The organism is Streptomyces sp. NPDC005576 (assembly GCF_042871745.1).
Classification (GTDB): Bacteria; Actinomycetota; Actinomycetes; order Streptomycetales; family Streptomycetaceae; genus Streptomyces.
Genome location: NZ_JBIAJC010000002.1, coordinates 450175 through 467902, shown reverse-complemented (window position 1 = coordinate 467902; position 17728 = coordinate 450175). Strand labels below are relative to the sequence as shown.

The window sequence follows — 17728 nt, the reverse complement described above, 5'->3', positions numbered from 1 at the left end:
TGGAGGGTGGCCGGGTCTGAGCGTGGGCAGGCAGGAGCGTGGGCAGCTCAGAGCGTGGGCAGGCCGTACGCGTCGGCGATGAGCTCGTAACTGCGCAGCCGGGCCTCGCCGCCGTGCGCGTTGGCGGTGATCATCAGCTCGTCGGCACCGGTCCGCTTGGCCAGGTCGTCCAGGCCCGCGCGGACCTGCTCGGAGGTGCCGTACACGATGTTGCCGAGCCACTCGTCCACGAAGTCGCTCTCCAGCGGGCCGAAGGTGTGGGCCTCGGCCTCCTCCGGGGTGGGCACCAGGCCCGGGCGGCCGCTGCGCAGCCGCAGCATGCTGAGCGCGCCGGTGAGCACCTGGCGGCGGGCCTCGGCCTCGGTGTCGGCCGCGAGGGCGGCGGCGCCGATCAGGGCGTACGGGGCGTCGAGCACCTCGGAGGGCTGGAAGGACTCCCGGTAGAGGTCCAGGGCCGGAATGGTGTTCCGGGCCGAGAAGTGGTGCGCGAAGGCGAAGGGCAGCCCGAGGACGCCGGCCAGCCGGGCGGAGAAGCCGGACGAACCGAGGAGCCAGACCGGCGGCCGGGCGGGCGACTGCACCCCGCCGTCCGAGGTGGCCTGCACCGGGCCGGGGACGGCGTGGATGCGGGAGTAGGGGTGGCCGTCCGGGAAGTCGTCGTCCAGGAAGCGGGTCAGTTCGGCGAGCTGCTGCGGAAAGTCGTCGGCGCCCTCGTTGAGCCGGTCGCTCCGGCGCAGCGCGGCGGCCGTGGCGCCGTCCGTACCGGGGGCGCGGCCGAGGCCGAGGTCGACGCGGCCGGGGGCCATCGCCTCCAGGGTGCCGAACTGCTCCGCGATGACGAGGGGGGCGTGGTTGGGCAGCATCACGCCGCCCGAACCGAGCCGGATGCGGTCGGTGTGGGCGGCGAGGTGCGCCAGGATCACGGCCGGTGAGGACGAGGCGACTCCGGGCATGGAGTGGTGCTCGGCGACCCAGTAGCGGTGGAAGCCGCGCCGCTCGGCCAGCTTCACGATGTCCACGCTGGTACGGAGGGCCTCGCTCGCGGTACTGCCCTTGCCCACGGTGACCAGGTCGAGGACCGACAGGGGGACGGGGGCGGTCCCGCCCGCCGCGCCCCTGATGGTGCCGGCCCTGCCGTCGGCGGCTCCGTCGCCGTCGGTGCGGATCTCGTCGCCTCGGTTCTCGTCCACGTGTCGCTCTCCCGGTGCCACTGGTCATACGTATGCGTATCGAACCCGTGCAACAGGAGGGCGGCTCCGCTTATTCCGGCGGAGGTGCCGCGGCGGCGGGAGCACGGGGCCCCGTCACCGGCCCGACCGCCTCATTCGCGTACTTCGAGTCCGCGCGGTTCGACGGTGCCGAGCGGGGGCTCGCGGGTGGCGAAGAGAGCGCCGAGCGCGGGGGCCCAGATGTGCCGGTCGGCGAGCCGCAGCCCCTCCCAGACGGTGACCGGGTTGGCCGCGAGGACCGGCTTTCCGAGAAGTTCTTCCAATTCGGTGACCTGCGCCGCGGTGTGCAGGGCGGTGTCCGGGAGGAGGACCGCCTCCGCGTCCGGGTGGTCGCCGGCGACGGCGAGCTCCCGGGTGAGGTCCGGGCCCCAGCCGGCCACCTCGGCCCCGGTGATGATCCCGCTGCCCCGGGTGGCGACCACCTCGATACCGGCGGCCGTCAGGAAGTCGCTGAAGAGGGCGGCGACCTCGTCGGGGTAGGTCGCGGCGACGGCGACCCGCCGGACCCCGAGTTCCTCCACCGCGTGCACGAAGGCGAAGGACGTGCTGGAGGCGGGGAGACCGGCGGAGCGCGCCAGGGCGTTGATCTGCTCCTGGGCGCCGTCGCGGCCGAGTACGAAGCTGCCGCCCGTGCAGGCCCACACCAGGGACTCGGCGCCGGCGAGCCGGAGCTCCTCCACACCGGCGTCCAGTCGCTCGGCGGAGCCCAGCTCGCGCAGGGCCTGCACATGGCGGACGTCGTCGCCGATCCCGGTGCGGAACAGAGGCAGTCTGATGTCGCTGTCCAGCGTGATCTCGATCCGCGGGAAGTCGTCCTCGGCGCATTCGCCCGGGTAGAGAAGTCCGACGGTCGTCATGTCCACCCTTCCTTGTCACCCGGACCAGCGGTCCGGGTCAGGGGCGGGCCGCGCACGGACGGTGCGGCCGGCCCGGCAGTCGCCCCTGTCTCTTCCTCTCACTCCAGTGTTCCCGACATCCGCCGTCGCACCCACCCGGACCGCGCGGGACGGCCCGGGCAGCGTCCGGCGGACACCGCGCGGGGCCCGGAAGTCGGCGCTGATGTTCGACGGAGGACAGGTGGTCGAATCGCAGCGACCGGAAAAATTCCCCGCGCCCTCCGGGACGTTCCCCGGGCATGGGAACGCCTGCGCACCCCCGTGACCTGGCATTTGCCAACCCAGATCATGACTCTGGCATATGCCGCCCGGATGCGTCCCAGCCCAGGACGGCACAGATGGGGCAAGAAGTGGCCAACACCCCTGCCACGGACACTTCTTCGCCACTATCGTGGACGCAAAGCTTTGCGGTCGGACCTTGGGCAGGGGGGCACCGTGACATTGCGACCGGAACCAACAGCGCCGTTCCACGCGGTGCAGCACGCCTTCCGCGTGCTCGAGACGGTCTCCCACCACGGCGACGGTGTGACCGAGACGCAGATCGCACGGGAGACCGGACTGCCGTCCGCCCGGCTCACCTCTCTGCTGCTGACGCTGCGCCGCGAGGGGTACGTCGAGCAGGTCGCGGACGGCGCGTACGTCCTCGGCGCCTCACTCCTCCTCCTCGGCTCGGGACCCACCCGGCGCCTGGCCCTGGAGGAACGGCTCCAGCGCGCCCTGGCGCAGCTGCGCGACACCGTCGGCGCGGCGGTCTACATCAGCCGGTACGTCGACGGCGAGGTCACGGTGACCCAGGTGCTCGACGGCCCCCTCACCCCCGCGGTCAACGAGTGGGTCGACTTCCGCTCGGCGGCGCACGCCAGCGCGGTCGGCAAGTGCCTGCTGGCCCAGTTGGACCCGACCGCCCGGCGCGACCACATCGCGCGCCACCGCACGGCGCGGCTCACCTCCCGGACCATCACGGACGAGAAGGTGCTGCTGGCCGCCCTCGACCACCATCCGGCGACGGTCCCGATGCTGGACCTCCAGGAGTACGCGGTGGGTACGGTCTGCGCGGCGGTCCCGCTGACGGCCGGCGGCTCCGCGGGCTGTCTGGCCCTGTCGCTCCCGGTCGGCGACACCTACCGCCTGCGCGAGGCCGCCGAAGTGCTGAACCAGCAGGCTGCGCCGGTCCTGCTGTCGCTGGCGCTCTGACCGACACGCCGGGGGCGGACCGGCCCGCCCCCGTTCCGTCCGGGCTCCGCGGGGCGGATGTCGTCAGCACCCCTTCGGACCAGGTATTATTTTCGAGTCAGCAGGCGCCGCTAGCTCAGTTGGTTAGAGCAGCTGACTCTTAATCAGCGGGTCCGGGGTTCGAGTCCCTGGCGGCGCACGACACGACAGTGGGGCGGTCTCCGGTATCGGAGACCGCCCCACTGCGTTGCGCCGTCCCGCCTCTTCACGGCGGTTCGTGGACCCGGCCGTCCCGCCCGAACGGCCGCGCTTCATCTCCGGGGCATCACGTCCGGCCGTCGCCGCTCGTGCTCCCCGTCCCGCTCACGCCGGTGCCTCTCGGGCCGGCGCTTCTCGCACCCGTGCCGGTACGGGGGCCGTCGAGCACCCCTGCCTCCGGCGCGGGGGTCAGAACTTCACGTCCGAGCAGGAGTAGAACGCGTTCGCGGTGTCCGCGACCGTCCACACCGCCAGGATCAGGTGCCGACCGGTCTTCCCGCTGGGGATGGTGCCCGCGTGGGTGAGCGTGGCCGGCGGCTGCTGGTTGTTGTACGGCACCGTCAGGAACGGCTGCGGGTCCAGAGCGGCCCGGGTGAGGGGCTTCGTGGAATCCCAGCCCTGCTTGGTGATGTAGTACCGGAAGTCCGTCGTGGCGTGACGGGCGGTGAACTGCCAGCGGAAGTTGTACGACTGGCCGCCGGTGAGTTGCGTGGCGGGCCAGGCACCCCCGCGCGGGTCGTCGAGCTGCGCGAACTCGCCGTGGTTGGCGGAGCAGATCTTCCCGTCCGCGGGACCGGCGGTCGGGAAGCCCTTCGGGCCCTCGACGCTCTGCGGCTCCCACTGGATGTTGCCGCAGTTGGTGACCGTGCCGTTGGCACAGAGCTTCTGGCGGCTGATGGGGGAGTCGGTGTAGCCGTGGCTGCTGGCGCTGCTGGTGGCGAGCGCCGAAGCGCCCAGAATCGCGAGGCCGACCACGGCCGCGCTTGTCCTCTTACGCATGCTTCGCTCCTCAGGTACAGGGGAACTTCTCGGTGAGCACTGCTCGTGAAGCGCGCGGTCGTGCGGTCTAGACCAAGTTCCACAGTATTGACGTGGCGTGAACATGTCCAGACCAATGCGTGACGGCATTCCGTTTCGCTACCCTGCACCGCCGCACGGACCCCGCCGGGCCCGACCCACCCCGCCGGTACCGACGGCCCCCGACGGGCCCCTCAGATCCCTTCGCCACCACCCCGCCCGGTGTAGAAGGCCACCGTCAAGTCCCTGACGAGGGCCTTGCGTTCGTAATCGTCGAGCGCGACGAGCCCGCGCGTGGTGAGCCGGTTGACGGTGTCGTCGACCGCGTCCACCACGGAGGTCAGGACGCTGTCCCGGTGCCGGGCGTCGAGCGCCGCGACCCGGCGGCGCTGCATCGCTGCCGCGACCTCGGGGGCGTACTCGATCCCGGTCGGCTGCGCCGAGTAGACCTCCACCCCGACCGGTTCGCACTCCGCCTTCAGCAGCCGTGTCAGCGCGTCCCCGACCGCCTCGGCGTTCCGCAGCGTGGGGGCGTCCTCGTGGAAGGCGTCGGCGGGCAGTTGCGAGAGGACCCGGGCCATCGCCGCCTCGACCTGCTCCCGCAGATACGTCTCGTGGTCCGCGACCCCCAGCACCGCCCGGACGGTGTCCTCGACCCGCCAGACGACGAGGACGGTGACCCGCAGCGCCGTACCGTTCGCGTCCACGGCGGGCATCGGCTCGCTCCGCCAGTGCCGCAGCCGCACGTCGGTGCGGCGGCGGAGCAGCAGCGGCGAGACCCAGACGAGCCCGGTACGCCGGACACTCCCCCGGTAGTCGCCGAAGAGGGTCAGCACCAGGGCGTACCCGACCCGCCCGCGCCCGAGGCCGCCGAACGCGAAGAGCACCACGGTGACCAGCACCGCGAGCACCGCCCAGAGACCGATGCCGATGCCCTCGTACGGACGCGGCCCGACGCCGAGCCGCCTCTGCGCCGTACCCGGCAGGGCGCCCACCCACCAGAGGACCACCAGCACGGCGGCGAGGCCGGTCATTCCGGTGAGCACGGCCACCCAGCCGGGCAGGGCCGGTCCGGGGCGCTCGCGCAACCGGGGATCGGCGACGGGCGCGGGCCGGGTCGGCGGACCGACCTGCGGCGAACGGGGTACGGGCGGCCGCCGCGCCCCGGACACGGCCCCGGACCGGTCGGCCGGCGGTGCGTGGTGGGCCACGGCGACGGGGAGCGGGGCGACTCGGGCGGTCCGTCGCGGGTCGCCTCCGGGCGATCCGTACGGGTCCGGTACACCACCACCGGCACGTGGGAGGAACCCGGCCCCGGCACCGGCACCGGGATCGCGGGCACCGTCGCGGGGTTCGTTCCGGGGTTCGTCGCGGAAGAGCAGGTGGACCGGGATGGACGCGGTGGAGTCGTTGGCGATGACCGGCCGGCGGCGGCCGGTGCCCCACCGGTCGTCCTCGCGGAGGCCGGTGGTCGGGGCGGGCACCTCGACGACGAATGCCTCCCCCGCGGGCGACTGCCCGGTACGCGCGTCACCCACGCTCCCCCCGCCCCCGACCACCCCTCCCCCGGCAGCCCACCCGGCTCCGCCGGTCGCGTCGGTGTCGTCCGCGTCGTCGGTTCCGTCGGTCTCGTCGGTCTCGTCGGTGGGACCTCCGTCCGCGCCTCCGGCGGGCACCGAGACGGTGGCCGAAACCGTGCGCATCGAGGAGGTCTCCGCCTCGCTCTGCACGAGTTCCAGCACCACGTCCACGCACGGACCCCCGCCGTCCGTACCGCCTTCCGCACGCGGCTCGCCGTCTCCGTCGCGGCCGGGGTCCCGCACCGGCCCCCGGCGCGGGACCGGGTCCGTACCGTCTCCCGTGCCACGGCCCGCCCCCACGCGGTCTTCCTCGTCTCCGTACACGCGCCACCGTTCCCTTTCCGTACTCCGGCGATCCGGAGCTGTCGATCCGCCGCTCCGACGGGGCGGCCCTCGGGCTCCCGGGCCCGGCTCGGGCCCTCACGAGAAGAGCCGCCGCCAGGTGTCCGGTCCCGGGTAGCCGTCCGCCACGCCGCCGCGCCAGCCCTGGGCCCGCTGGAACGCCTCCACGTTGCGCCGGTCCGCCTCGGTCCAGCGGCGGCCCGGCCCGGACACGTAGTGCCGGTCGTACCCCTTCTCCACCAACTGCCTGCCGAGCCGCTCGACATGGGCGTTCGATTGACCCGGCCGGAAATAGCCCCGTCCGGGGAAGGGCGGCACCACGCTCGAACTGCCTCCCGACCCGGCCGCCGGGATGTTCCTCCCGGTGCCGTTGACGAGCCGGCGCCAGGTGTCGGGGCCGGGCAGGCCGTCCGCGTGCGCGCCCTTCCACCCCTGCGCCTGCTGGAACGCGCGGGTCGCTCGCCGGTCCGCCTCGCTCCAGGCGGGTCCGGGGCCCTCGGTGTAGAAACGTTTCCCGCCGCGCGCGACGAGCAGGGAGCCGAGGCGGGTGACGTGGGCGTTGCGGGCTCCCGGCCCGAACGCGGCGGCGCCCGGGAAACCGGTCGGCGAGCTGCCGGCGGAACCTCCGGTGAGTCCCTTGTAGCGGTAGGCCACGTACATGTCGGAGTTGCTCCAGTACGCGAGAGGGGTGGTCTTCTTCCGGGTGGCCGGGGGCGTCTGCTCGTACGCCATGTACTGGGTGTGCGCGCTGTTGGTCCAGCCGCCGAAGATCGTGACGTGCGACCCCTCGTTGGGGTCGGCGGGGTTGTGGAAGAGCAGGATGTCGCCCGGTTCCAGCCGCGTGCGCGCGATCCGCGTGCCGTACGAGGAGAGGCTGCCGGTCCACTCGTTGCCGCCCAGGTCCCAGGCCATCGAGACGTAGCCGGAACAGTCCTGGCGGTACCCGTCGGACCAGTACTTCTCCATGTCGTACGGCACCTTCGCGGCCACCCACGTCTTCGCGCGGGAGATGATCTCGTCGCGGGTGGTGGCCCTCAGGAGCAGGGGCGCGTTCGCGGGGGGCGGGGCCTGGGCTCCGCCGTCCCTCAGCGGTCCGGCCTGCCCCTGCGGGGTCGTGGGCCCGGGGCCGCTCACGTCCTCCGCACGGACGGGCCCGGCGGTGCGGCCGGCCGGGGCGACCGCCTCGGCAGCACCGGCGGAGAGGACCACCCCGGCGGCCGTGGCGAGCACCAGGGCACGACGTGCCCCGTGCGCGGCGGGATGGCCGCCCAGCCGGGGCGGCAGGGTCCGGGCCGCCGCCGCGCGCCGCTGGAGGGCGCAGCCGGCACAGCCGCAGTCGGTGGCGGGTTCGTACTCCTCGAAGGCCGGGACAGTGGTCATGTCGATTCCCCTCCGCACTTGTCAAGATTTTTTCAGGCCTTCCGCGACGCGTGTCAGCGTCTGCACTCTCATGACAAATCGCATTTTGACGGATCAAAGAGAAAAAACGACCATGCGACAGGGCGTGGCGTCACGGAAAATGGTCAGGAGCATGCTGCGGAATCCGGTAATGTTCTCCAGGTCAGCAGGCGCCGCTAGCTCAGTTGGTTAGAGCAGCTGACTCTTAATCAGCGGGTCCGGGGTTCGAGTCCCTGGCGGCGCACGCAGAGTCAAGGCCCTCTCACTTCACGTGAGGGGGCCTTGTTCGTCACCCGGCCCACGCCGGGACGTCCGCCCCCGCCCCGCGCACACCGCGGGGCTCGCTGCCACCTCTCGTATCTCCTCACGCATCCGCGCGACACCTCTTCGCACCTCGCACCCCGCCCGACCACGGGCGCGGACCGGAGTCGCGCGGCCTGCACGCGCCACACCGGATAGTGACTCTCCGCACAGGAACCGTTACGGAACGCCTCTGGTGATTCTCCCCGCGCGGGGGCCCCGGAACACCTCGCGACCGGGGGCGGCGCGGTCGGGGCCGTCTCAGGTGGTGTCGTCGGCGTTCTCTCCCGTGAGGTAGGCGGAGACGACGACATTGGCGGTGTAGGCGTGCGCGGCGCGGTCGTACGTACCGCCGCAGGTGATCAGCCGGAGTTCGGCCCGCCCGTCCTGGCGCTGCCCGTACGCCTTCCGGGCGTCGAAGCGGGCCCGGGTGAAGACCTGCACGTCGTCGACGGTGAACTCGGCGATCGTGCCGTCGGCCCGGGTCACCCGGATCTCGGCGCCGGGCCGGGTCGCGCTCAGGCCGTAGAAGACGGCGGGCTCCGTCTCCGTGTCGACGTGGCCGACCATGATCGCGGCCCCTTCGGTGCCGGGTTCGGCGCCGTCGTCGTACCAGCCGACGGTCCCCGGGGTCGCGAACGGGGGCGGATCGACCGCTCCCGCACGGTCGAGGCCGCGGCCGACGACGGGGGCGTCGATCCCGACGGACGGGATCGCGACCGCGCGCGGCGGGGAGGCGTCCAGCGGATCGTGCGCCGGGGGCAGCGGCATCCCGAGGGGGCGGCCGACCGCCGCGACGTCGCCGGTGGTGGGCGCCGAACTGCCGCCGAGCCCTCCGTCGGACTCACGGCCCCAGAGCCAGAGGCCGAGCAGGAGCACGGCCCACGCCACTCCGGTGAGCAGCCGCCCGGTACCTGCCGGGCGAGAGGCGGCGGACACGTCAGTCCGCGGCCGGACGGCGGCGGCGTGCGCCGCGGAAAGCAGCGGTGGCCGCCGCGGCGGCGGCGAGCGCCAGCCCGGCCACCACATGGCGGATGCCCGGCCCGCCGGACTCCGTGGCCGGCGTGGCGAGTTCGGCGGTACCGCCGCCGCCCGCGCGGACGGGGGCGACCGGGGTCGGCCGGGCGTGGTGCACCACGGTGAGGGTGGCGGTGGCCCGGCCGCCCCTGCCGCCCCGGCCCTCGCAGCGGAGGGTGACGTCGTACCGGCCGGCCCCGGCGTCGTACCGGACACGGGCCCCGGCCCGGAGGCCCTTGGGCGGGGTCCACCCGGCGGCGGGGCCGAACCGCACCGGGGCGACGAAGGCGTCGGAGTCGCCGACGCCCTCCGTCCCCTTGCCGCAGGCGTCGGACCAGAGCTCGACCTCGCCGCCCGGAACGACGGTCGACGGGGTCACCCGCAGGGTGCCCTCGTCGTTCCGGGCGGCCAGTGCGGCGGGCGCGGAGACGGATATCGCCGCGACCGCCGCGGTGGTGCAGATGGTGAGGGGCAGTGAACGCATCGTGAACCTCCTGACGGAAGGTTCACCCGTACGCCCGCTTCCCGCATCCGCTGTCGCCCGGTCGGGCGACGTACGGACACCCCCGTGCGGGTGTCAGACCAGGTCGACCAGGTCCGCGATGGAGTCCACGACGTTGGACGGGCGGAAGGGGTAGCGGTCGATGTCGGCGGTGGCGGTGAGCCCCGTGAGCACCAGGAACGTCTCCATTCCGGCCTCCAGACCGGCCAGCACGTCGGTGTCCATCCGGTCGCCGATCATCGCGCTGGTCTCGGAGTGCGCGCCGATGGCGTTGAGCCCGGTCCGCATCATCAGCGGGTTGGGCTTGCCGGCGAAGTACGGCTCCTTGCCGGTGGCCTTGGTGATCAGGGCCGCGACGGAACCGGTGGCCGGCAGCGGGCCCTCGGCGGACGGACCGGTCTCGTCCGGGTTGGTGCAGATGAAGCGGGCGCCCGCGTTGATCAGCCGGATCGCCTTGGTCAGCGCCTCGAAGCTGTACGTACGGGTCTCGCCGAGCACCACGTAGTCGGGGGCGTGATCGGTGAGGACGTAGCCGATGTCGTGCAGCGCGGTGGTGAGACCCGCCTCGCCGATGACGTACGCCGTGCCGCCGGGGCGCTGGTCGTCGAGGAACCGGGCGGTCGCCAGGGCGGAGGTCCAGATGTTCTCGACCGGGACGTCGAGGCCCATGCGACTGAGCCGGGCGTGCAGGTCGCGGGCGGTGTAGATGGAGTTGTTGGTGAGGACGAGGAAGGGTTTCCCCGACTCCCGCAGCCGCTTGATGAACGCGTCCGCGCCGGGAATGGGCGTTCCCTCGTGGATGAGGACCCCGTCCATGTCGGTCAGCCAGGACTCGATCGGCTTGCGCTCTGCCATCACACGGACTCCTGCCGTACGCACGGTGCACCCGAGGTGCTGGGGACGCCGGCGGCACTGCGGTGTGCGGCGCCGGCGTCCCGAGTTTAGGCCGAAAGGTGGCCCGTATCGATCACGCGGAGGGGGTCGGATCGCGGCAGGTCCGGGGCGTGGTGGACCCCTCGGTGCCTCAGGTGCGCCGGACGCCACCCAGGGCCCTGCCCCGCCGCATCCGGCGGGCCAGAAGCAGTGCGGCCGTACCGCCGAGCAGCAGCGCGACGGCCACCGCGCCGGTACGGAGAGCCGCCGCGTGGCCGGGGCGGCCGGTGCGGGCGAGCTCGGGGAGCGGGTTCCCGGCGGGGTCGCGCGGAAGGCCGAGGCCGCCCGGGGGGCTGCTGGAGGCGCGAGGGGTGGTCGGTGCGCCGGGGCCGGCGGAGGCGTCGGGGGCGGGTCCGGTGCCGGTGGCGTCTGTGCCGGTTCCGGTGCCGGCACTTGCGCGGGTGCGGGGGTCGGAGCCTGGCGTCCGGTTCCCGCCCGTCCCGGCGTCCGGGTGTGCGCTCCGGCCGGGGGTGGTGTCCGTGCCGGTCCGGGCACCCGCTCCCTCGTCCGCCGCCCCGGATGCGGCGGTCTCGCCGGGGTCGGTGGTTCCGTCCGGGTCGGAGGCATCCGGGTCGGAGGCATCCGGGTCGGAGGCGTCGAGGGTGGATGCGTCGGAGGGGGATGCGTCGGAGGGGAACACCAGGTCGGTGCCACCCTCGATCTCTCCCTCGACGATGGAGAACGGGTAGTCCTCCGACTCCCCCACCCAGTCGCCGTCCCCGTCGGCCCGCCCACCGGCGGGTTCGGCGCGGTGGCGCTGCACGACGGCCGCGTTGGCGACGACCTTCCCGGGGCGGGTGTCCGAGGTGAAGGCCATCCTGACGCGGACGGTCACGGTCCGCCCGGCGGGCACGGTGAAGCCCTCGAAGTCGTCGCCCCCGTCCCCGCCGCCGAAGACTCCGATCTGTTCGTTCCGGTCGGTGGTCTCCCAGCTGACCCGGTGCTCGGTGGCGGCGCCCGTGTCCGTACCGGCGCCCTCCGTGTAGGCGAGCTGGATCTGGTCGGGTGTCAGCAGCCGTTCCTGGTCGGTCAGGACGAGTACGGGGTGGAGGGCGCGGCAGGACTCCGAGGTGGTGTTGACGAGGTCCAGGTACCAGATCCCGTACCCCCCGCCGGAGGCGTAGGTGTCCGGGCCGCCGTGGATCCGGGTGTCGATGGGGAAGTCCCTGGCGCCCGGTGCGCCGCAGGCGGGTTGCTGGTCCGCGAGGACGGTCGCGGTCGCGGCGTGTTCGGCGGCGGAGGTCTGCGGGCCGCCGAGCAGTGCGCCCGGTACGGCGATCCCGGCCGCGAGGCCGAGCGAGGTGAACGCACGTCCCTCGCGCAGCCGTACGGGAAGTCGCGACCGCGCGGGAGTTCCCGGACGCGCGGGGAGTGGGGATCGTGCGGGGAGTGGGGATCGTGCGGGAAGTCGGGGGAGCATGCGAGGTACCCTTCGCAGCGCGCGAACGGCCGGTGCGGAGGTGACCACCGGCGCTTCGCGACCGGTGCGGAACCACCGGTGTCGTGACCGGTGCGCGGGCGTCACCGGCATGTCGGCGGAGACGCTTCCACAGATAAGTACGAACATCGCACAGGCGTGACCGAGGGTCACCCGGGCGGCGGAGACCCTCCACCCGGGCGGCCTCCAGCGGTCGTTCTCCCCGGGCCGACCTCCACCGGTCGATCTCCACCGGGTGGACTTCACGGGTCGGCCTCTCCTCCGCCGCCCGCTACTCCGTCGTCCTCCCGAAGAGCGGGCCGAGCACCAGTTGGGCGGCGCCCTCGGCGACGGGGTGGTCGCCGCCGCCCGCGACCGCGACCGGCACGGGTGACCCGGCGCCCTCGCGGCGGGCGCGCTCCTCGATCACGGCGCGCACGCCCCGTACGTAGGCGTCCTCGTGCGCCGCGACCGTGCGTCCGCCCAGCACCACCCGGTCGATGTCGAGCAGTGCGACGAGGTTGGCGGCTCCGGCGCCCAGGACCCGGGCGGACTCGGCGACGTCGCCCCGCTCCACCGCCGCGAGGCAGAGCGCCTCGACGCAGCCGCGTCCGCCGCACCCGCACGGCGGACCGTCCAGCTGGAGGGTCTGGTGCCCGAACTCGCCCGCACCGGTGCGGGCGCCCCGGTGGAGCGCCCCGCCGAGGACGAGCCCGGCGCCCAGGCCCGTACCGAGGTGGAGGTACGCGAAGTCCCCCGCGTCCGGGTCGCGGAGGGCGAGGCCCAGGGCGGCGGCGTTGGTGTCCTTGTCCACGGAGACCGGCAGGCCGGTGCGGGAGGCGAGGGCCTCCCGGAGCGGGAACCCGTCCCACTGCGGGAAACCGGTGACCCGGTGCAGTACCCCGTCGCGGTGGTCGAGCGGGCCGGGGACGGCCACACCCACCCCGAGCACGGCCGGACCGCCTTCCGCCCATGCCACCGGCACGGCCGCGCTCACCTCCGCCACCGCGTCCGCCGCCCCTGCGACCACTTCGGCCGCGGGGGCACCGAAGTCGAGCGGTGCGGTCCGGACGGCGACCGGAGTACCGGCGAGGTCGACGAGGACCGCGGTCAGCCGGTCCCGGTCCAGGTGGAGGCCGACCGCGTGCCGGGCGTGCGGGACGAGCCGGAGCACGGTACGCGGCTTGCCGCCGGTGGACGCGCGGCGGCCCGCCTCGGTGGCGAGGCCCTCCGCGCGCAGCCGGGCGGTGATCTTGCTGACCGCCTGCGGGGTGAGTCCGGTGCGCTCGGCCAGTTCGAGGCGGCTGATGCCGTCGCCGCCCGCGCCGCGGAGCAGGTCGAGCACGAGGGCGGCGTTGTGGTGGCGCAGGGCCGGGAGGTTGACCCCGGCGCCGTTGCGCGCGCCGACACCGGGGCCGCCCCGGGGCTCACTGGTATCGCTGGTATCGCTCGTGTTCACCACCCCATTGTGGGCGCCGCTTGCACTTTGGCAACAGCGTTGCTTAAGTGGATTCCATGACTTCCACCGAACCCCTCCGCGTCGCGCTCGTCGGCTACGGCCTGGCGGGCTCCGTCTTCCACGCCCCGCTGATCGCGGCGACCGAGGGCCTGGTGCTCGACACGGTCGTCACCTCGAACGAGGAGCGCCGGGCGCAGGCCCGCGCGGAGTTCCCCGCCGTCCGCTTCGCCGACTCGCCCGAGGAGCTGTGGCCGCGCGCCGGCGAGCTGGACCTCGTCGTCATCGCGACGCCGAACAAGACGCACGTCCCGGTCGCCGAGGCCGCCCTGGCGGCCGGGCTGCCGGTCGTCGTCGACAAGCCGATCGCCGGCACCGCGGCCGAGGCCCGCGAACTGGCCGCGCTCGCCGAGAAGAGCGGGGTGCTGCTCTCGGTCTTCCAGAACCGCCGCTGGGACAACGACTTCCTGACGATCGCCCGGCTGATGGCCGATGGCGAACTCGGCGAGGTGCAGCGCTTCGAGTCCCGGTTCGAGCGGTGGCGCCCGCAGCTGAAGGGCGGCTGGCGCGAGTCGGGCGACCCGCAGGAGATCGGCGGGCTCCTCTTCGACCTGGGCAGCCACATCGTCGACCAGGCGCTGGTCCTGTTCGGCCCCGCGGTCCAGGTGTACGCCGAGTCCGACACCCGCCGTCCGGGCGCGGTGACCGACGACGACACCTTCATCGCGATCACCCACGCGAGCGGCGTCCGCTCGCACCTGTACGCCAGCGCCACCACGGCCCAGCTGGGCCCGCGCTTCCGGGTGCTGGGGCAGAAGGCCGGTTATGTGAAGTACGGCCTGGACCCCCAGGAGGCGGCGCTGCGCGAGGGCCACCGCCCCGGCACCGGCCAGGGGCCCTGGGGCGAGGAGCCCGAGGGTCTGTGGGGCCGGCTCGGTTCGGGCGAGTCGCCGCTGACCGGTGGCGGCGTCCCGGTCCGCACCCTGCCGGGCGACTACCCGGCGTACTACGCGGCCATCGCCGCCGCCCTGCGCGGCACCGGCGAGAACCCGGTCACCGCCCTGGAGGCGGCAGCCGCGCTCGACGTCCTGGAAGCGGCCCGCCGCTCCGCCCAGGAGGGGACCTCCGTCACCCTGGTCCCGCAGCCGGGCACCCACCCCGCCCGGCCCACCGGTACGCCGAGCGACGAGGAGCCGCAGGCATGAGCAAGCGCCCCGACGCCCCCACCGTCTCCGAGCTGCTCGCCCAGGAGCGCCGGCTGACCCTGCCCCGCTTCGGGTACGAGGACGCGTACGCCCTCGGCACCCTGCTCGTCCGGCTGGCCCGCGAGCGGAACGCCCCGGTCGCCATCGACATCCGGCGCGGCGCGCAGCAGCTCTTCCACGTCGCGCTCCCGGGCTCCAGCGCCGACAACGACTCCTGGATCGACCGCAAGCGCAAGGTCGTGGAGCGCTACGGGGAGAGCTCGTACCTCGTGGGCACCAGGTTCCGCGCGAAGGGCACCACCTTCGAGGACTCGTCCCGCCTGCCGCTGGGCACCTACGCCGCGCACGGCGGCTCGTTCCCGATCACCGTCGACGGCGCGGGCGTCATCGGCACCGTCACCGTCTCGGGCCTCCCCCAGGCCGACGACCACGCCCTGGTCGTCCAGGGCCTGGAGGAGTTCCTGGCGACGCTGGAGGGGTGAGCCGCACTCCCTCGCCGGCGCCCGCTTCCGGCGCCCGCTCTCCGTCGCGACGCCCCGGGGGTCCCGCGCATCACCGCGCGGGACCCCGGGGCGTCGCGCTCACGCGTCCTTCAGCACCTGTCGCTGGCGTCCCAGCCCCTCGACCTCCAGCTCGACGACGTCGCCCGCGCGGAGGTACGGCTTCGGGTCCGGGTGGCCCATCGCGACGCCGGCCGGGGTGCCCGTGTTGATGACGTCGCCCGGGTAGAGGGTCATGAAGTGGCTGAGGTAGCGCACGACCTCGCCGACCGGGAAGATCTGCTCGGCGGTGGTGCCGTCCTGCTTCAGTTCGCCGTTGACCCAGAGCTTCAGTGACAGCGCCTGCGGGTCGGGGATCTCGTCGGCGGTCACGAGCCACGGGCCGAGAGGGTTGAAGGTCTCGCAGTTCTTGCCCTTGTCCCAGGTGCCACCGCGCTCGGTCTGGAACTCGCGCTCGGAGACGTCGTGCGCGACGGCGTAGCCGGCGACGTGGTGCAGCGCCTCCTCGGCCGAGTCGAGGTAGCGGGCGGTGCGGCCGATGACGACCGCGAGTTCGACCTCCCAGTCGGTCTTCACGCTGCCGCGCGGCACGAGGACGGTGTCCTCGGGGCCGACGACCGTGTCGGGCGCCTTGAAGAAGAGGATCGGCTCCCGGGGGATCGCCGCCCCGGTCTCCTCGGCGTGGTCGTGGTAGTTCAGCCCGATGCAGACGATCTTGCCGATGCGGGCGAGAGGAGCCCCGGTCCGCAGCCCCGACGGGTCGAGCTCGGGCAGCGATCCGGGGTCGACCGCGGCGGCGCGTACCCGGTCCAGCCCGTGCGCGTCGGTGAGCAGCGCACTGTCGATGTCGGGGACGACCCCCGACAGGTCGCGCAGTGTTCCGTCCTCCGCGAGCAGAGCCGGGCGCTCCGCTCCCGCCGTGCCGACTCGAAGCAACTTCACGGGTGCCACTCCCTGGGTAGAGATGCCTGGGCTGGGATGCCCGGCCTGAGGTGCCTGGGTGGAGAGGGTCCGTGCCGGTCGGGCGCGGCTCCGGCGGCTGCCGAGGACCGCACCCAGCACAGCCCACTCCACCGGTTCACCCTGCAAGACATCGGATCACTTGGCAAGGTGCGTTCAGCCCCTGGACGGGCCCGGCCACGCGTCATCCGAGGCAGAGAGCGCCCTTCGCGGGTCAGACGACCGAGGCCATCGCCACTCCGGCGGCCGGTGCGTCGCGGTAGAGGTAGGCCCTTTCGATCGCGGTCCACGTCGTACTGGTGACGACGTACAGAGCCGCGGCGAGCGGTACCACGGCCACGGTGAAGAGCGTGAAGAAGGACATCAGCGGCATCACCTTCGTCATCGCGCCCATGCCCGGCACCGGCCGGCCGTCGGGGCCGGCCGTGGGCGCCACCGGGTTGAGCGCCATCTGACGCTTCGTACGCCGGTAGTTGAAGGTCGCCACGACGGTGACGATCCCGAAGAGGCCGAGGTAGACCAGCCCCTGCCCGCCGAAGAGACCGCCCTCGGCGAGAGCGTGGTGCCAGCGCTCGCCCAACGGCGCCCCGAAGAGCTGGTGGCCGAGGAGCTCGTTGGGGTCGCCGCCGATCCGGGCGCTGGAGAAGAGGTGGTAGAGCAGGAAGAACGCGGGCATCTGGAAGAGGCTCGGCAGGCATCCGGAGAGCGGCGAGACCTGCTCCTCCTTGTGCAGTTCCATGAGCGCCTTCTGCATGCGCTCGGGGTTCTTGCCGTGCTTCTTGCGCAGCTCGGCGATCTGCGGCTGGAGGCGGGTACGGGCCTTCTGGCCCCGCGCGGCGGCCCGCGACAGGGGGTGTACCGCGAGCCGTACGAGCGCGGTGAACAGAACGATCGCCGCGGCGGCGGACGCGGACTGGAACAGCGGGTGGAGCAGGTCGGCGAATGCGCCGACCAGGCTCGCGAAGGCGGACATGAACGCGGACATGGGGAACCCTCCGAGGGGTCTCGTCGTGCCGGTGTGCCGGTGAAGTGCGGCGCGCGCGCCGCGGATGCGCGGGCGCGGGGCGGTACGGCGGGACGGCGCGTGGACTCCGTACGGGACCGGACAGGACGACAGGACGGCGGCGGCTCCCCGCGCGGGCGCGGGCGGGCTGCGGGGGCGCCCGGTGACCGCGGGTGTCGCGGCCGTGGTGCCTGGTCCTGGGTCGGCGGAGGTGTCGGCGGGCGGTGAGCCCTACGCGGCGGCCGTCGTCGGGGCACGCCCGGGTGCGCGGGGGCGGGTACGCCCCTTGGCGTCGGGATCTCGCTGCGGCAGGAACGCCGTGCGGTGCTCGCGGTCCCGAAGCGCGGTGCGGACCCGTGTCCGGGGCACCGTGACGGCGCAGCGCGCGCTGATCACCGAACAGGCCAGGAGCGCGGAGCCCGCGGCGGCGGTCGCGGCGAGCGCGACGGCGGCGGAGAGGCTGCCGCCCTCGGTGAGAAGGATCTCGGTCACGAAGAGGAGCAGCAGACCCGCGGGCCGGAGCAGCCGCGCGAAGGAACCGCCGAGACGACCGGTGTACGTGTTCGTGCGCGCGTACGCCTCGCTCATGGCTCCTCCTGTTCCGCGTTCGATTCCGGCGACGGACCTCTTCAGCCGTTATACACGATGACCCGGATCACATCGGGTGCCCGAAGGGCGGCCCGGGGGCCCGCAGGAGCCGTGACGCGACGGCACTCTCCGGCGGCGGGACCGATCGCGCCGGCCCTGCGGCGGGACCGCTC

16 protein-coding genes and 2 tRNA genes are annotated in these 17728 nt (G+C 73.6%); 5 read left to right on the top strand and 13 right to left on the bottom strand.

Annotated elements, in window-relative coordinates:
• Window positions 1-47 precede the first annotated feature (47 nt).
• Window positions 48-1190, bottom strand: coding sequence for an LLM class flavin-dependent oxidoreductase (locus ACFYPN_RS05475; protein ID WP_358757270.1), 1143 nt, complete (start codon window positions 1188-1190; stop codon window positions 48-50).
• 131 nt (window positions 1191-1321) lie between these two features.
• Window positions 1322-2086, bottom strand: a complete 765-nt coding sequence (locus ACFYPN_RS05470; protein ID WP_358757272.1) for a decarboxylase — start codon at window positions 2084-2086, stop codon at window positions 1322-1324.
• A 474-nt stretch (window positions 2087-2560) separates the two neighbouring features.
• Between ACFYPN_RS05470 and ACFYPN_RS05465 the strand changes: the two genes are divergently transcribed.
• Both ACFYPN_RS05465 and ACFYPN_RS05460 read left to right on the top strand, forming a co-directional pair.
• On the top strand, window positions 2561-3319 hold the full coding sequence (locus ACFYPN_RS05465) for an IclR family transcriptional regulator (RefSeq protein ID WP_389296787.1): 759 nt from the start codon (window positions 2561-2563) through the stop codon (window positions 3317-3319).
• A 104-nt stretch (window positions 3320-3423) separates the two neighbouring features.
• A tRNA-Lys gene (locus ACFYPN_RS05460) sits at window positions 3424-3497 on the top strand.
• Between the two features lie 248 nt (window positions 3498-3745).
• Here ACFYPN_RS05460 and ACFYPN_RS05455 read toward each other — a convergent pair.
• From ACFYPN_RS05455 to ACFYPN_RS05445, 3 genes are all read right to left on the bottom strand, one after another.
• On the bottom strand, window positions 3746-4336 hold the full coding sequence (locus tag ACFYPN_RS05455; protein WP_358757276.1) for a lytic polysaccharide monooxygenase: 591 nt from the start codon (window positions 4334-4336) through the stop codon (window positions 3746-3748).
• Between the two features lie 212 nt (window positions 4337-4548).
• On the bottom strand, window positions 4549-6234 hold the full coding sequence (locus ACFYPN_RS05450; protein WP_389296785.1) for an SPFH domain-containing protein: 1686 nt from the start codon (window positions 6232-6234) through the stop codon (window positions 4549-4551).
• Window positions 6235-6354: 120 nt separating this feature from the next.
• Window positions 6355-7656 carry a peptidoglycan-binding protein gene (locus ACFYPN_RS05445; RefSeq protein ID WP_389296783.1) on the bottom strand — a complete coding sequence of 434 codons (1302 nt, stop codon included), beginning with the start codon at window positions 7654-7656 and terminating at the stop codon, window positions 6355-6357.
• A gap of 188 nt (window positions 7657-7844) precedes the next feature.
• Here ACFYPN_RS05445 and ACFYPN_RS05440 point away from each other — a divergent pair.
• Window positions 7845-7918 (top strand) — tRNA-Lys (locus tag ACFYPN_RS05440).
• 317 nt (window positions 7919-8235) lie between these two features.
• Here the strand turns inward: ACFYPN_RS05440 and ACFYPN_RS05435 are convergent.
• The 5 genes from ACFYPN_RS05435 to ACFYPN_RS05415 all read right to left on the bottom strand — a co-directional run bounded on the left by ACFYPN_RS05435 (window position 8236) and on the right by ACFYPN_RS05415 (window position 13302).
• Entirely contained in the window at window positions 8236-8913 is a 678-nt protein-coding gene (locus ACFYPN_RS05435; protein ID WP_358757282.1) for a class F sortase, read from the bottom strand.
• A gap of 1 nt (window position 8914) precedes the next feature.
• A complete protein-coding gene (locus ACFYPN_RS05430; protein ID WP_358757284.1) occupies window positions 8915-9475 on the bottom strand; it encodes a hypothetical protein in 561 nt (186 codons plus the stop codon).
• A 93-nt stretch (window positions 9476-9568) separates the two neighbouring features.
• Complete coding sequence (locus tag ACFYPN_RS05425) at window positions 9569-10348, bottom strand: HAD-IIA family hydrolase (protein ID WP_358757286.1); 780 nt, start codon at window positions 10346-10348, stop codon at window positions 9569-9571.
• Between the two features lie 169 nt (window positions 10349-10517).
• A complete protein-coding gene (locus tag ACFYPN_RS05420) occupies window positions 10518-11846 on the bottom strand; it encodes a peptidase (protein WP_358757288.1) in 1329 nt (442 codons plus the stop codon).
• Window positions 11847-12135: 289 nt separating this feature from the next.
• Entirely contained in the window at window positions 12136-13302 is a 1167-nt protein-coding gene (locus ACFYPN_RS05415) for an ROK family protein (RefSeq protein WP_389296780.1), read from the bottom strand.
• Between the two features lie 56 nt (window positions 13303-13358).
• On the opposite strand from ACFYPN_RS05415, the gene ACFYPN_RS05410 reads away from it, so the two are divergent.
• Both ACFYPN_RS05410 and ACFYPN_RS05405 read left to right on the top strand, forming a co-directional pair.
• Window positions 13359-14504, top strand: a complete 1146-nt coding sequence (locus tag ACFYPN_RS05410) for a Gfo/Idh/MocA family oxidoreductase (RefSeq protein ID WP_358757290.1) — start codon at window positions 13359-13361, stop codon at window positions 14502-14504.
• On the top strand, window positions 14501-14986 hold the full coding sequence (locus ACFYPN_RS05405; protein WP_358757292.1) for a heme-degrading domain-containing protein: 486 nt from the start codon (window positions 14501-14503) through the stop codon (window positions 14984-14986). The genes ACFYPN_RS05410 and ACFYPN_RS05405 overlap by 4 nt, the downstream gene beginning before the upstream one ends.
• Window positions 14987-15085: 99 nt before the next feature.
• Here the strand turns inward: ACFYPN_RS05405 and ACFYPN_RS05400 are convergent, their stop codons facing one another.
• The 3 genes from ACFYPN_RS05400 to ACFYPN_RS05390 form a co-directional block, all read right to left on the bottom strand.
• The gene (locus ACFYPN_RS05400; protein ID WP_358757294.1) at window positions 15086-15946 is read right to left on the bottom strand and encodes a fumarylacetoacetate hydrolase family protein; all 861 of its coding nucleotides are present in this window, start codon (window positions 15944-15946) and stop codon (window positions 15086-15088) included.
• A 232-nt stretch (window positions 15947-16178) separates the two neighbouring features.
• Complete coding sequence (locus ACFYPN_RS05395; protein WP_358757296.1) at window positions 16179-16949, bottom strand: YidC/Oxa1 family membrane protein insertase; 771 nt, start codon at window positions 16947-16949, stop codon at window positions 16179-16181.
• Window positions 16950-17198: 249 nt separating this feature from the next.
• Window positions 17199-17555 carry a DUF6412 domain-containing protein gene (locus tag ACFYPN_RS05390; RefSeq protein WP_358757298.1) on the bottom strand — a complete coding sequence of 119 codons (357 nt, stop codon included), beginning with the start codon at window positions 17553-17555 and terminating at the stop codon, window positions 17199-17201.
• Window positions 17556-17728: the final 173 nt, after the last annotated feature.

Bases quoted from the DNA above. Each gene is read 5' to 3' on its own strand.
- ACFYPN_RS05470 (WP_358757272.1), bottom strand. From the start codon at position 2,086: ATGACGACCGTCGGACTTCTCTACCCGGGCGAATGCGCCGAGGACGAC.
- ACFYPN_RS05455 (WP_358757276.1), bottom strand. From the start codon at position 4,336: ATGCGTAAGAGGACAAGCGCGGCCGTGGTCGGCCTCGCGATTCTGGGC.
- ACFYPN_RS05445 (WP_389296783.1), bottom strand. From the start codon at position 7,656: ATGACCACTGTCCCGGCCTTCGAGGAGTACGAACCCGCCACCGACTGC.
- ACFYPN_RS05430 (WP_358757284.1), bottom strand. From the start codon at position 9,475: ATGCGTTCACTGCCCCTCACCATCTGCACCACCGCGGCGGTCGCGGCG.
- ACFYPN_RS05425 (WP_358757286.1), bottom strand. From the start codon at position 10,348: ATGGCAGAGCGCAAGCCGATCGAGTCCTGGCTGACCGACATGGACGGG.
- ACFYPN_RS05420 (WP_358757288.1), bottom strand. From the start codon at position 11,846: ATGCTCCCCCGACTTCCCGCACGATCCCCACTCCCCGCACGATCCCCA.
- ACFYPN_RS05410 (WP_358757290.1), top strand. From the start codon at position 13,359: ATGACTTCCACCGAACCCCTCCGCGTCGCGCTCGTCGGCTACGGCCTG.
- ACFYPN_RS05405 (WP_358757292.1), top strand. From the start codon at position 14,501: ATGAGCAAGCGCCCCGACGCCCCCACCGTCTCCGAGCTGCTCGCCCAG.
- ACFYPN_RS05395 (WP_358757296.1), bottom strand. From the start codon at position 16,949: ATGTCCGCGTTCATGTCCGCCTTCGCGAGCCTGGTCGGCGCATTCGCC.
- ACFYPN_RS05390 (WP_358757298.1), bottom strand. From the start codon at position 17,555: ATGAGCGAGGCGTACGCGCGCACGAACACGTACACCGGTCGTCTCGGC.